The sequence below is a fragment of the Rhizobium atlanticum genome, assembly GCF_030182485.1.
Taxonomy (GTDB): Bacteria; Pseudomonadota; Alphaproteobacteria; order Rhizobiales; family Rhizobiaceae; genus Rhizobium.
The window spans coordinates 1-11,750 of record NZ_JAQJCJ010000022.1; the positions used below are offsets into that span (position 1 = coordinate 1).

At 59.8% G+C, this 11,750-nt stretch carries 14 protein-coding genes and 3 pseudogenes; 9 read left to right on the forward strand and 8 right to left on the reverse strand.

Translation table 11 applies throughout. The features are described from left to right. Window positions 1–286, forward strand: a pseudogene (locus PH551_RS26595) (ArgP/LysG family DNA-binding transcriptional regulator); the annotation flags it as partial. A 167-nt stretch (window positions 287–453) separates the two neighbouring features. On the opposite strand, the gene greA reads toward PH551_RS26595, so the two are convergent. Beyond that, window positions 454–936, reverse strand: coding sequence for a transcription elongation factor GreA (gene greA / locus PH551_RS26600; protein WP_285195678.1), 483 nt, complete (start codon window positions 934–936; stop codon window positions 454–456). Between the two features lie 239 nt (window positions 937–1,175). Here greA and PH551_RS26605 point away from each other — a divergent pair, with 239 nt between their 5' ends. Next, entirely contained in the window at window positions 1,176–1,895 is a 720-nt protein-coding gene (locus PH551_RS26605; protein ID WP_285195679.1) for an MgtC/SapB family protein, read from the forward strand. A 21-nt stretch (window positions 1,896–1,916) separates the two neighbouring features. Here PH551_RS26605 and PH551_RS26610 read toward each other — a convergent pair whose 3' ends face one another. The 3 genes and pseudogenes from PH551_RS26610 to PH551_RS26620 form a co-directional block, all read right to left on the reverse strand. Continuing rightward, a complete protein-coding gene (locus PH551_RS26610; RefSeq protein ID WP_285195680.1) occupies window positions 1,917–2,102 on the reverse strand; it encodes a DUF3008 family protein in 186 nt (61 codons plus the stop codon). Between the two features lie 79 nt (window positions 2,103–2,181). Further along, window positions 2,182–2,415, reverse strand: a complete 234-nt coding sequence (locus PH551_RS26615) for a DUF2171 domain-containing protein (protein ID WP_011425758.1) — start codon at window positions 2,413–2,415, stop codon at window positions 2,182–2,184. A 125-nt stretch (window positions 2,416–2,540) separates the two neighbouring features. Then, window positions 2,541–2,907, reverse strand: a pseudogene (locus PH551_RS26620) (DUF2955 domain-containing protein); the annotation flags it as partial. Window positions 2,908–3,325: 418 nt separating this feature from the next. Here PH551_RS26620 and PH551_RS26625 point away from each other — a divergent pair. Both PH551_RS26625 and PH551_RS26630 read left to right on the forward strand, forming a co-directional pair. Beyond that, the gene (locus PH551_RS26625) at window positions 3,326–3,526 is read left to right on the forward strand and encodes a hypothetical protein (protein ID WP_085778497.1); all 201 of its coding nucleotides are present in this window, start codon (window positions 3,326–3,328) and stop codon (window positions 3,524–3,526) included. Window positions 3,527–3,808: 282 nt separating this feature from the next. Then, the gene (locus PH551_RS26630; protein WP_041678677.1) at window positions 3,809–4,828 is read left to right on the forward strand and encodes a GlxA family transcriptional regulator; all 1,020 of its coding nucleotides are present in this window, start codon (window positions 3,809–3,811) and stop codon (window positions 4,826–4,828) included. A gap of 30 nt (window positions 4,829–4,858) precedes the next feature. On the opposite strand, the gene PH551_RS26635 is transcribed toward PH551_RS26630, so the two are convergent. Both PH551_RS26635 and PH551_RS26640 read right to left on the reverse strand, forming a co-directional pair. After that, window positions 4,859–6,190, reverse strand: a complete 1,332-nt coding sequence (locus tag PH551_RS26635) for a GGDEF domain-containing response regulator (RefSeq protein WP_285195681.1) — start codon at window positions 6,188–6,190, stop codon at window positions 4,859–4,861. A gap of 183 nt (window positions 6,191–6,373) precedes the next feature. Then, the gene (locus PH551_RS26640) at window positions 6,374–7,204 is read right to left on the reverse strand and encodes a response regulator (protein ID WP_085778499.1); all 831 of its coding nucleotides are present in this window, start codon (window positions 7,202–7,204) and stop codon (window positions 6,374–6,376) included. 455 nt (window positions 7,205–7,659) lie between these two features. Here PH551_RS26640 and PH551_RS26645 point away from each other — a divergent pair, with 455 nt between their 5' ends. Further along, window positions 7,660–8,643, forward strand: a complete 984-nt coding sequence (locus PH551_RS26645; RefSeq protein ID WP_285195682.1) for a squalene cyclase — start codon at window positions 7,660–7,662, stop codon at window positions 8,641–8,643. A gap of 164 nt (window positions 8,644–8,807) precedes the next feature. Here PH551_RS26645 and PH551_RS26650 read toward each other — a convergent pair. Next, window positions 8,808–9,331: pseudogene (locus PH551_RS26650) on the reverse strand (DUF6428 family protein). Window positions 9,332–9,373: 42 nt separating this feature from the next. Here PH551_RS26650 and PH551_RS26655 point away from each other — a divergent pair. The 4 genes from PH551_RS26655 to arsC are packed head-to-tail and all read left to right on the forward strand — an operon-like array spanning window position 9,374 to window position 11,374. Further along, a complete protein-coding gene (locus tag PH551_RS26655) occupies window positions 9,374–9,730 on the forward strand; it encodes an ArsR/SmtB family transcription factor (RefSeq protein ID WP_285195683.1) in 357 nt (118 codons plus the stop codon). Further along, window positions 9,727–10,257, forward strand: coding sequence for an arsenate reductase ArsC (locus tag PH551_RS26660; protein ID WP_285195684.1), 531 nt, complete (start codon window positions 9,727–9,729; stop codon window positions 10,255–10,257). The genes PH551_RS26655 and PH551_RS26660 overlap by 4 nt, the downstream gene beginning before the upstream one ends. Beyond that, window positions 10,257–10,958: an MIP/aquaporin family protein gene (locus PH551_RS26665; protein WP_285195685.1), complete on the forward strand. Its 702-nt coding sequence runs from the start codon at window positions 10,257–10,259 to the stop codon at window positions 10,956–10,958. The genes PH551_RS26660 and PH551_RS26665 overlap by 1 nt, the downstream gene beginning before the upstream one ends. After that, the gene (arsC, locus tag PH551_RS26670) at window positions 10,955–11,374 is read left to right on the forward strand and encodes an arsenate reductase (glutaredoxin) (protein WP_285195686.1); all 420 of its coding nucleotides are present in this window, start codon (window positions 10,955–10,957) and stop codon (window positions 11,372–11,374) included. The genes PH551_RS26665 and arsC overlap by 4 nt, the downstream gene beginning before the upstream one ends. 27 nt (window positions 11,375–11,401) lie before the next feature. On the opposite strand, the gene PH551_RS26675 is transcribed toward arsC, so the two are convergent. Next, window positions 11,402–11,668, reverse strand: coding sequence for a hypothetical protein (locus PH551_RS26675; protein ID WP_183704473.1), 267 nt, complete (start codon window positions 11,666–11,668; stop codon window positions 11,402–11,404). Window positions 11,669–11,750: the final 82 nt, after the last annotated feature.

Genomic DNA, 11,750 nt, shown 5'->3' on the forward strand with positions numbered 1-11,750 from the left:
GCTTCAGAGCAGCTGGGTAAGGCAAACCTTCAGCCAAGATCTGGACTACCCCACACATTGGCTGCCCTCGCCGCAAAGCTTCGTCGAAGCCACTCTTTCCGGGATGGGGTGGGGAATGAACCCGACCCAGCTCACCCGTGATCATCTCGCATCGGGGCGGCTCGTCGAACTTGTTGCCGACACGCCGCTGGACGTTCCACTATACTGGCAGATAAACCGCCTCGCCGCCGACCGCCTGGCCGAGTTGACGCGCGAGGTCGTCGCCGTAGCGAAGCGTCGGCTTTAATGACCGTCAAGATGCCTCTTCTCCAGGCTCCACCGGCAGAGGGATTTAGTCGGTCGGAACGATCACACGTAGGCCGTGCGGTTGCCGAACTCGCTGGTTTCGTCAAAATCCTTCGTACCGATCCGCTCGCTCTCGCCGGAGAACTCGGCGAACTTTGACGATCTTCTCTAGGAGATGGCGATAATCTCCAGCTCCTGGCCGCCTGTCTCCACCACATCGCCGACAGCCTTGCCCATCAGCAGCTGCGCCACCGGAGAGACGTAGGAAATCGATCCCGCCTTGGGATCTGCTTCGTCTTCTCCAACGAGCCGATAAGTCTGCACGCGTCCATCGTCGCGGCTGAAAGTGACCGTATTGCCAAAGGCAACCACGTCGGCTGACGTAGGGTTAGGCATGAGCTGGGCGGAGCGAAGTCTGGCCGATAAGTATCGGAGATCACGTACAGGATTGGCAGCCTGCCGCCGCCGCTCATTTACGTCTTCAATGGCGCTCGTCGCATCATAGGCCGCGCGCGCCTGCTGAAACTGCAATTCGAGTGCCCTCAATCCCGCTTCCGTGACGAGGTTGGGATGCGGCGAAATTGGCCGGTCCGGCAACAGGGTTTCCGAAGCGGTTTCGAAACTCTCTTCCTTGGTGAAGGTAACAGCCAATCGATGTCTCCGTTTTAAACGCAACGCACTCTTATGATTGGTGGGGGAATTGCCCCGCCGGAACCATACACCGATGACCGACAAACCGCCAATCTTGCCCTATTGCAAACGTCAACGCTCCTGGCGTTCCGGGAACGTCCTGGCCGACATTGCGTTTATCTCAACCGATGCACTGTAGCCCAGGAGGAACGAATGCTTGGCCGGCAGCGAAAGAGCGGCAACACAGTCGGGATCAGACCATGCCTTCGTTCCTGACGGAAGCGATGCCGCTCACGCCAAGCTGGTGGGAGATCGCCTTACGGATGATATTAACGGTGATCGCAGGCGGACTGATTGGCCTCGATCGCGAGCGCGGCGGTCACGCGGCGGGCTTCAGGACTACGATCCTGGTGGCTCTTGCCGCCTGCCTGGCGATGATCCAGGCAAACCTCCTTCTATCGACCTACGGAAAAACCTTTAGTTATTTCACTCAGATGGACGTGCTGCGCTTTCCCCTCGGCGTGCTGACGGGCGTCGGCTTCATCGGCGGCGGCGCCATCCTGAGGCGTGGAGACACGATGACCGGCGTCACCACGGCCGCGACCATGTGGTTCATGACCGTCGTCGGTCTCTGCTTCGGCGGCGGCCAGATTCTGACCGGAACGGCAGCGACCGCGGTCGCCTTCATTATCTTGTCGCCGATGAAGCAGCTGGACATGTGGCTGCGTTGCGAACAGAAAGCAACACTCGTCATTCACAGCTCCGAAGCCGAGTTGCCGGAACTGTCGGAGGTGCTTGGACCGTTCGGTTGCGCTGCCCAATTCGTTTCTTTTGGGAAGACCAGCGAGGGCCGCCCTGGCGTCACGTTCGAGCTGCGATGGATGGCCAAAGACCGTGACGGCTCCGCCCGCGCGATTTTCGATGCCCTATCAGAGGCCTATGACGTCGCAGGATTTTCGATGCTTTCGACCACGACATAGGTCTCGCCGGGTCTTGAACGATCATTTGGAGACATGCCCGGGTTTGCCCTTGGTCTTGGTCGACGCGAATTCCTCGAGCTGTTTTTCACTCATGGATTTTTCCATCTGCTTCGAAGCGCCCCTGAGTTCCTTCTTCGGCGTCTCTCCGCGTTTGGCTGAAAGTGCGGCACCTGCCGCTTTCTGCTGGGCCTTAGATTTGGCTGGCATTTCGATCTCCTCTCGTCCGGACGAGGAATGAGGCCCCTTGCAGGAGGAGGCCGCAGCCTAAGCCGCAGCCTCTCGCTCCTCAATTGATGGTGGCCCACTGGCTGCGGACATCCCGGGCATTCTTCGACAGGTGAACATGGGCGTCGACGTGATCGACCCAATCGAGTGGAATCAGATGATGTTTGCCGTCCTCCGAGTCGGTTTTCGTCAACTTGATGCGGGTCGGACCGTCAAGCTGATCCACCGTTCCGACGTGAGTGCCGTCGGCAGCCCGCACTTCCATATGTTCACGGATCTGATCTGCGGAAATCATCGTTTCCTCCTTGCATCAGTGGCAGTTACCAAGCGGCAACGACGTGGGAGGGACATGGTTCCAAAGCTTTTTGCAGCACGCTTACCGACATGAGCACGGCTTTCTGTGGGCGATCGACATTCGACTTAAGAGCGGCCTGATGCAGCCGGCTTGCTTCCCTCTGCCGGCGGCCACAGAATCGTCGGTAGGAGCAGCGCATCGATCAAGGCTGCCGCGACATAGGCAATACGGCTCGCCAAGGATTCCGCGGCGCTGCCCGGCAGCGGAGATACCCTGATACCGAACAGGATAAGGAATATCCAGGACGCCCGCGAACACGCGAGCGTCCTTCGAGGGAGCGGCAGCGCGCCCTCCGACGAGCAGGGCGACGACCACCAGAATCAGGAAAATAGAGAGAAGGCTTGGGCGCAGCGATAGCGCGGCATATGCAACGGGGGCCAGCACGCCGCTGAAGAGATTGACGAACACCAGTCCGATCGCCGCCAGTTGGCTGTGGTTCGGCATGTCCGCTCCGTTGGGGTTATCGGGAGTGAGGGGCAAGGCCCGAAGGCTCAGCGCCGTGCTATGCCGTTGTGCATCTCTTTAAGAAGATTAGGTGCCGTTCGTCGCTAAGACCTAAAGTTCATAAATCCGTGACGCTGGTCTCGCCGCCGACACGCAGCGAGACATTCGATTATGAACCTAGAGTGTAAGCGCATGCCGCTTCGCAAGGTCGCCAGCTGTCCTCTATTCCCAACAGTGCTCGCCATAGGCCATTGTCGGAAGGCGCTGAGATTGTTCAATCTCTTTGATGCTATCCATAAGCTCTATTCGTTTGAATGATGAGTTCCCGACGCCCATATTAACTGCGTGGACATGGACGATCCTCCCATCGATGACCATGCCGCTGACTTAGGAAAGGAACTGGATAATGACCACGCTCACCTATCGGGGTGGTGGCAAGACCCTCCCCTCCGGCGAAGGCCGCTTCGATCTGGGCCACTACGCCCATAAGCTCGTGCTTGCCTGGACGCGCTGGCGGACCGCCCGTGAAATTGAAGCCATGCCGTTTGACGTCCGCAAGGATATCGGCTGGCCGAGCACCGACGACAGCAAACACCGGACCATGTAATGAATGCGACATTCCTCCTGAGATGAGGGCGGCGTCTGCCTCGCGCAACGCCGCCTTTTTCGTACACGCTGTGCAGTGCCCCGCCGTCTTCAGTCTCGAATTTCAGCCGTCTGTGAGCCTTGTTTCTGCCCCGACCGGCGATGTGACCGGTCAAATTTCGGTCAATGTCGCATATTTGCTCTTCTCGGCCGCATTTTTCCATGCCACTGTCGCTTTTAGGACATCGGCGCGACGCATTCCGCGCAACGAATATGTCATCGCCCCTCGAGCATGGATTTCGCTATGAACAGGATGCAGATCAAGAAGCGCTCACTGGTCTTCTTTATGGTACCGCAATTCACCATGCTGCCCTTTTCGGCAGCGGTGGACACCTTGCGCATCGCCAACCGCATGCTCGGCTATCAGGCCTATACCTGGCGGCTTGCCTCGGTCGACGGAGAAAAGGTCTATTCCTCCTGCGGCATCGGCATCGAGGCGAATTCCTCGCTCGCCGAGGAACGCCGGCATCTCGGCGGCGAAAACCGTCCCGGCATGGTGCTCGTCTGTTCCGGCATCGATATCGAGGAATTCAACAACAAATCCGTCAATGCCTGGCTACGCGAATGCTACAATCGCGGCGTCGCCGTCGGCAGCCTCTGTACGGGCGCGCATGTGCTTGCGCAGGCCGGTCTTCTGAACGGCAAGCGCTGCGCCATCCACTGGGAGAACTTGCCCGGCTTTTCCGAAGCCTTTCCGCAGGCAGAGGTCTATGCCGATCTCTACGAGGTCGACGGCAATCTCTATACCTGCGCCGGCGGCACCGCCTCGCTCGATATGATGCTGAACCTGATCGGTGAGGATTTCGGCGAAAGCCTGGTCAACCGCATCTGCGAACAGCACCTGACCGACCGCGTGCGCAACCCGCACGACCGCCAGCGCCTGCCGCTGCGCGCCCGCCTCGGTGTGCAGAACGCCAAGGTCCTGTCGATCATCGAGCTGATGGAAGGCAATCTCGCCGAGCCGCTGTCGCTGATCGAGATCGCCGATGGCGCCGGCCTCTCCCGACGCCAGATCGAACGGCTGTTCCGCCAGGAGATGGGCCGTTCGCCGGCCCGCTATTATCTCGAAATCCGACTTGACCGTGCGCGCCACCTGCTGGTTCAGTCCTCGATGCCGGTTGTCGAGGTCGCCGTTGCCTGCGGCTTCGTCTCGGCCTCGCATTTCTCCAAGTGTTATCGCGAACTCTACCACCGCTCGCCGCAGCAGGAACGCGCCGAGCGCAAGATGACCATGGCAACGGCAAGGCAGGCCGTTGCGGCGTGAGGCTGATGACGCCGAGTAAGCGCAAGCAACCTACTGCGCCGCCTCCTCCGTCATCTTGGCGTCGGAATAGACCTGGTTGCGGCCGCGATGCTTGGCCATGTAGAGGAACTGGTCGGCGGCGTTGAGGTAGTTTTCGAAGGTTTCGTAACTGCCAATTTCGGCAATCCCGATCGAGATGGTGACGCCGAGTTCCTCGTCGTCGGCCGTTACCTTCAGCCGCGAAATATCCGAGCGGATCTCGTCGCAGAGCTTGGTGGCGGCGGCCGAATCCATCTGCGGGAACAGGATGGCGAACTCCTCGCCGCCGAGGCGCGAGAGCAGGTTGTCGCTGCTATCGAAGATCGTGAACAGCCTGTTTGCAACCGCCTTCAGCACCTTGTCGCCGATCTCGTGGCCATATGTGTCGTTCAGCCGTTTGAAATGGTCGATATCAAGAATGGCGACCGAGCTTGGCACTTTCAGCCGCAGGCATTCGTTCACCAGCTTCGGGCCATTGTCGTAGAAATAGCGGCGGTTATAAAGGCCGGTGAGATAGTCGCAGGCTGCAGCGGCCCTCAACTGGCGCATCTGCGCCAGTGTTTCCGCATTGTTGGCGATGCGGCATTGAAGCTCCTCGGCCACGAAGGGCCGATAGACGAAATCGCTGGCGCCGGCTTTCAGGAAACTCGCGGACAGCATACGATCGTTGGAGGAGGAGACGCCGATGACGCGTAACCGGTCTGAACCGAAGCGATGGCGGATGCGCCGCGTCAGCTCGTAACCGCTCATGTCGGGCATGTGATGATCGGTGACGACGAGTTCAATATCGCTATAGGCTTCGAGCGCCGCCAGCGCCTCGAGCCCCGAGCTTGCCTCGACGACCAGATATTGCTGTGCCTTCAGGAGATCAACGAGAACCTGGCGTACCGAGACCACATCGTCGACGACGAGCACCCGGGTTTTGCGGTTGGAGATCGCGCGGCGGACGGTGGCGACCAGATTGTCGAGCGCGAACTCATTGTCTTTAAGCACGTAATCGATGACATTGCGCTCCATGATCTTGTTGCGCGTGTTGAGATCGAACGTGGCGGTGAAGACGATTGCTGGAATATCGTGCTCGATCGTACAGTCGAGCGCCTCGCCATAAGGTGAATCCGGCAGGTTGAGATCAACGACGGCCATGGTGTAGCCGTGACCGTCTTCGGCAAGTTCCCTGCGAAGCGCTTTCAGCGACGAGCAGGATTTGACGGCAAGGCCAAGTTCCGTCTGGAACCGATGACAAAGCACGGCGGAAAACATCCGGGAATCTTCAACCAGAAGTATCTTGAGCCCGCCGGAACGCAGCCCAAGCCCATCCCGCTGAAAATCCGCCTGAAAAGCCACAGCCGCTACTCCCCCATGCGCCTGACGAGCTCGACTCGGCCCAGCCTACGGTGCGGCAGACGATAACCGAGACCCTCGTCCACGTGAAGGGGACAAATACTAGGATTACCTGTAATTGCAAAAATCCGGCACCCTGCAGCGGCCGCCACGGGCTTCATCTCAACCCTGATCCTGGAAGAGCCATCAGGCAACTGCCCGCTCCTTGCGCATGGACTGGATCTGCAGCAGCGTGTCGAGATTTTGGTTGACGCGGCAGTAGAACTCCTCGTCGATGAAGGGACGCAGCATGAAATCGTTGCCGCCGGCCTTCAGAAACCGCGCCGAAAGCAGCCGGTTCGAGGACGAGGAAACACCGATGATGCGCAATTCGTGCGAGCCGATATGGGCCCGGATACGCCGCGTCAGTTCGAAGCCGTCGATATCCGGCATATTGTAATCGGTGATCATCAGGCCGATGTCGCGATTGGACTTCAGGATCTCCAGCGCCTTGGCGCCATTTTCGGCGGTGCTCACTCGGAAATTATAGCGCTTCAGCCGGCTCGACAGCAAGGCGCGCGCTGTCGCGCTGTCGTCGACGATCAGCACGTGATGGCGATGATTGGTCAGGAACCGGCAGATCGACTCCGCCAGAAGGTCGACGGCGAAAATATTGTCCTTGAGGATGTAGTCGACAATATCCTTGGCGATCAGCTTGTCGCGCATGCCCTCATGGAAGGTGCCGGTAAAGACGATGGTCGGGATGGAGAGGTCAACCAGATATTCCAGCGCTTCGCCGTTTTCGGCACCGGGCAGGTTGATGTTTGAAATCGCCAGCGTGATGGGATCGGACGATTTGTCATAGGAAAACTGCAGATCCTCGAAGTTACGGCAGATCTCGACATCAATGTCGAACAACTCCTTGAGACGTTTGCTGATCATCGAGGTGAATACGTTTGAATCTTCCGCGACGATAATACGCGCGCCGGCAAACATCTCTCCGGAATATTGCATCCCCGAAATACCCAAAAACGCCATGGTAAACCTTTAAATTAAAATCCGTCCCCAGCCGGAACTGATACATCAATTGATTTGACTAATTATTAATCGGCACGTCCCGACATAAAACGAAGAAGCGGCCCGGTGAGATCCCCTTTGTTGACAAAGTCTCCTCCGGTCATGCTCGGCCTCGTGCCGAGCATCTGGCCACAGCGATTGCTTGACGGGAAACCATTTATTCTCAGACACTTAGTGAATGTGAAACAGATCATCGAGAGGACCGAGGATGACGCCCGGGGTTCTGCGCGTCACCAGCCTTGACCGCCGATGGGCCGCATCCAATTTCTTGCAGATATGATTGAGGATCAATGCGGCAGCGGTGGATATGGGTACTGGTCGTGCGTGTGAAAGGCCCACCCGCCCCGTCGCGCTGGCAGCACGCGGTCAAAGCGATTATAACAGGTTACCGACCGTTCCGCCGAAGAGGTCCGCCCATGACCAAACCCGACCCGGTGATCGAATGGCTTCTCGATTCCGACCCCTCAATCCGCTGGCAGGTGATGTGCGACTTGCTTGACGCCCCGGAGCCGGAATGGATGGCAGAGCGAGCCAAAGTGGAGACCGAAGGCTGGGGCGCAAAGCTCCTCTCCTTTCAGGACGACGATGGACAATGGGCAGGCGGCGCTTTTCAACCGGCCGATTTCGATCCTCGTGAGTGGCGCGAGCACGGCCAGCCCTGGACGGCCACGACATTTTCGCTGTCGCAACTGCGAGAGTTCGGCCTCGACCCGTCATCGGAACGCGCCAGACGCACAGTCGCATCGCTCGGTGCCAGCGCCCACTGGGAAGAAGGCGGCCAGCCTTACTGGGAGGGTGAAGTCGAGGAATGCATCAACGGCCGGACCGTCGCAGACGGGGCCTATTTCGGCATCGACGTCTCCCGCATCGTGGAGAGGCTCACCGACGAGCGCCTCGACGACGGCGGCTGGAACTGCGAACGAGCCCGCGGTTCCCTTCGCTCCTCTTTCGCCAGCACGATCAATGTGCTGGAAGGCTTGCTCCAATTCGAAAGATCCACGGGCGGCACGCCCCAGTCCCGCGCGGCGCGCAGCACCGGCGAGAAATTCCTGCTCGAACGCAATCTCTTCCGCCGCCTCGGCACCGGCGAACCGGCGGACGAACGCTTCCTGCGCTTCCTCCACCCCAATCGCTGGCGCTACGACACCCTGCGTGCGCTCGATTATTTCCGCTCAAGCGCCATGTTGACCGGCGCCGATCCCGATTCACGTCTCGGCGAGGCGATCGGCCACCTTCGCTCAAGGCGCTCGAACGACGGCCGATGGCTGCTGGACTGGACCTTGCCCGGGCGCGTCTGGTTCCATGTCAACGAGGCTCAAGGCCAGCCGTCGCGCTGGATCACACTGCGGGCGATGCGGGTGCTCAGATGGTGGGATAGGCAGGCATCAATCAGACACTGACGGCAAACCCAGCGAACGCAGGAAGCGCGCCTCGATCTTCTGCAGCAATTCCCAACGTACCACACGGTGAAGCGGACGACGACGACATTAAATCGGCGAGTTCCATCTACATGCCGGCGCTCAGTCATGAAATCTTCACATCGCCCGCGCGAAGTCTCATGCATTTATGCGCAGCAACCGCTCCCTGCGGCTGGCGGTCCGCAGCAAGCCGTCGTTTTCTTGTTTTCTTCGGCCAGCCAGCGGTCGCGCGGCTTACAGCTTGCCGGCCGCGGCGACAACTCGACATGCACTGCGCCGGCCCGCGAAACCGGCATCGCCGCGCAATAAAGCTGCATCGGCCCCACGCCGTCGCTGACCTCGAAGGTCAATTTGGCTGAACCGTCGAGTTCAACATGCTCCGTCACCTTGCGGATGATGGAGTAAAACTTGCCGGCCGGCAGGTGAGTGCGGTCGCCTTCCTCGATATCTAACAGCTGAATGAACATCTCAGTCCATGCCTCGGGATTGGCGCCGCAATCGAGGCCCGAGAATTGGCCTGCCTTGACCTCGGTGATATGATATCCCGGCTTCTCGGCCGGCCGTCGTAATAGAAAACCAGTGGCGCGTCCTTGTCGCCGGCGAGCGCAGTGAGCAACAGGCCGAGATTGATGTCGTCAGCATGAACTTTCGGGTTGTCGATCGCGTTCATTTGCGCTAATCCTCGTTTCAATTATTCAAGGATTATTGAAATATGGATCAACGTCAAGCCCTCGCCGCCTTCGGCGCGCTTTCGCAGGAAACGCGCCTTCATATCATTCGCATGCTTGTCGTATCGGGTCCGGAGGGATTGGCAGCGGGCATCATCGCCGAAAAAGCGGATGTTTCGCCGTCCAACGTCTCCTTCCACCTGAAGGAGCTGGAGCGAGCTGGCCTGATAACCCAGCAGCGGGAATCCCGCTCCATCATCTACACCGCCAACTACGAAGCGCTCGGCGGCCTGATCCGTTTCCTGATGGAGGACTGTTGCGGCGGAAACACGCAAATCTGCGCGCCCGCCGTCGCCATCGCCACATGCTGTGCGTCTGCAATCAAGGAGGAACTGCAATGACCGCTGACCGTGTTTACAACGTGCTCTTTCTTTGCACCGCCAATTCGTCCCGCTCAATCCTGGCCGAATCCATCCTCGAGACCGAAGGCAAGGGCCGATTCAGGGCCTATTCCGCCGGCAGCCATCCGAAGGGCGAGGTCAATCCCCTGGCGTTGAAGGAGCTTGCGGCACTGGGTTATCCCTCGACCGGCTTCCGCTCGAAGAGCTGGGACGAGTTCGCCAAGCCCGACGCACCGGAGATGGATTTCATCTTCACCGTCTGCGACACCGCCCACGGCGAAGCCTGCCCTGTCTGGATCGGCCATCCGATGACCGCTCACTGGGGCGTCGAGGATCCGGCCGCCGTCGAGGGCAGCGAGGTCGAGAAAGCCCGCGCCTTCGCACAGGCCGCCCGCTTCCTCAAGAACCGGATCATTGCCTTCCTCAGCCTGCCGCTGTCGTCGATCGACAAGTTGGCACTGGAGCAGCACCTGCGCCAGATCGGCGGTATGGAAGGCACGACCGCGAAACCGGCGAGGGACGGCTGATGGCGCCGTTCGATCTATCACGCCGGCTGGTCGCAGAGGCGCTCGGCACTGCAATGCTTGTCGCAACCGTCGTCGGCTCCGGCATCATGGCGACATCGCTGACTGACGATATCGGCCTCGCTCTCCTCGGCAACACGCTTGCGACCGGCGCGATCCTGGTGGTTCTGATTACCACCCTTGGACCGATCTCCGGCGCACATTTCAATCCGGCCGTCTCGCTGGTCTTCGCCATGTCGCGTTCGCTGCCGAGACGTGATCTGGGCGGCTATGTGCTCGCGCAGATCGCCGGCGGCATCGCAGGGACGATCGCCGCTCATCTGATGTTTGCGCTCCCCCTTCTGGAAATATCGAGCAAGGTCCGGACCGGCGGCGCGCAGTGGTTTTCCGAAGGTCTGGCGACCTTCGGCCTGGTCGCGGTCATTCTCGCCGGCATCAAGTTCGAGCAGAAGGCGGTGCCATGGCTGGTCGGTCTTTACATCACCGCCGCCTACTGGTTCACCGCCTCGACGTCATTCGCCAATCCGGCCGTTGCGTTCGCCCGCTCACTGACCGACACATTCTCTGGCATTCGCCCGGTCGATCTTCCGGGTTTCTGGATCGCTGAAATCCTGGGCGCGGCCGTCGCTCTTTTTCTGTTCACCTGGCTGCTGCAGTCAGCCGAGACATCCTCATCGAGCCTGCCATCAGAGGCGAAGCTATGAACGTCACCATCTACCATAATCCCGGCTGCGGCACCTCGCGCAACACGCTGGCAATGATCCGCAATGCCGGCATCGAGCCTGATATCATCGACTATGGGAACAACCCGCCATCGCGTGAGGAGCTGGCGAGAATGATCGCCGATGCCGGTCTCACCGTGCGCCAGGCCCTTCGCGAGAAAGATACGCCTTATAAGGAACTCGGCCTCGACAATCCTGATCTGACAGATGACCAGCTTCTCGACGTCATGCTGGCGCAGCCGATCCTGATCAACCGGCCCTTCGTCATCACGCCGCTCGGCACGCGCCTGTCGCGACCGTCCGAGGTGGTCCTGGAAATCCTGCCGGAGACGCACGAGGGTGCCTTCACCAAGGAAGACGGCGAGAAGGTCCTGGATGCGGACGGCAAGCGCGTCTGAGCCGTCCAGCCTGACAGGTCCGCAATCCTACTTGATGACCGCCGAGCCTTTGACGATGTCGATCGTCTCGCCGCCATCGAGCCCGATCCGGTCGCCGTCGGGTGTGGTCATGAAGCAGCCGGAGGAACAGAGACTTTCGGAAGCGCCGGCATCGACCACGACTTCGACGCGCTGTCCACCCTCGGTGATGACGAGCACCACGGCGGCAGGATCGGTATTCGTGATGGATGCGGCATTGACCGCGGGCGCGGCAAGCAGCGGGACAAGCAGAACGGCGGCAAATCTTGCCATCATGTGCGGCGGCGCCAACGCGCCCTCCCCTCGAAAGATCGGTGCTGCCCTCGGCAGCGATCCCGATGGAAGGGATCATGCACAT

Excerpts from the sequence above, each read along its gene's own strand:
- PH551_RS26605 (WP_285195679.1), top strand. The coding sequence starts at position 1,176 with ATGCCTTCGTTCCTGACGGAAGCGATGCCGCTCACGCCAAGCTGGTGG.
- PH551_RS26610 (WP_285195680.1), bottom strand. The coding sequence starts at position 2,102 with ATGCCAGCCAAATCTAAGGCCCAGCAGAAAGCGGCAGGTGCCGCACTT.
- PH551_RS26615 (WP_011425758.1), bottom strand. The coding sequence starts at position 2,415 with ATGATTTCCGCAGATCAGATCCGTGAACATATGGAAGTGCGGGCTGCC.
- PH551_RS26625 (WP_085778497.1), top strand. The coding sequence starts at position 3,326 with ATGACCACGCTCACCTATCGGGGTGGTGGCAAGACCCTCCCCTCCGGC.
- PH551_RS26630 (WP_041678677.1), top strand. The coding sequence starts at position 3,809 with ATGAACAGGATGCAGATCAAGAAGCGCTCACTGGTCTTCTTTATGGTA.
- PH551_RS26640 (WP_085778499.1), bottom strand. The coding sequence starts at position 7,204 with ATGGCGTTTTTGGGTATTTCGGGGATGCAATATTCCGGAGAGATGTTT.
- PH551_RS26645 (WP_285195682.1), top strand. The coding sequence starts at position 7,660 with ATGACCAAACCCGACCCGGTGATCGAATGGCTTCTCGATTCCGACCCC.
- PH551_RS26655 (WP_285195683.1), top strand. The coding sequence starts at position 9,374 with ATGGATCAACGTCAAGCCCTCGCCGCCTTCGGCGCGCTTTCGCAGGAA.
- PH551_RS26660 (WP_285195684.1), top strand. The coding sequence starts at position 9,727 with ATGACCGCTGACCGTGTTTACAACGTGCTCTTTCTTTGCACCGCCAAT.
- PH551_RS26665 (WP_285195685.1), top strand. The coding sequence starts at position 10,257 with ATGGCGCCGTTCGATCTATCACGCCGGCTGGTCGCAGAGGCGCTCGGC.
- arsC (WP_285195686.1), top strand. The coding sequence starts at position 10,955 with ATGAACGTCACCATCTACCATAATCCCGGCTGCGGCACCTCGCGCAAC.
- PH551_RS26675 (WP_183704473.1), bottom strand. The coding sequence starts at position 11,668 with ATGATGGCAAGATTTGCCGCCGTTCTGCTTGTCCCGCTGCTTGCCGCG.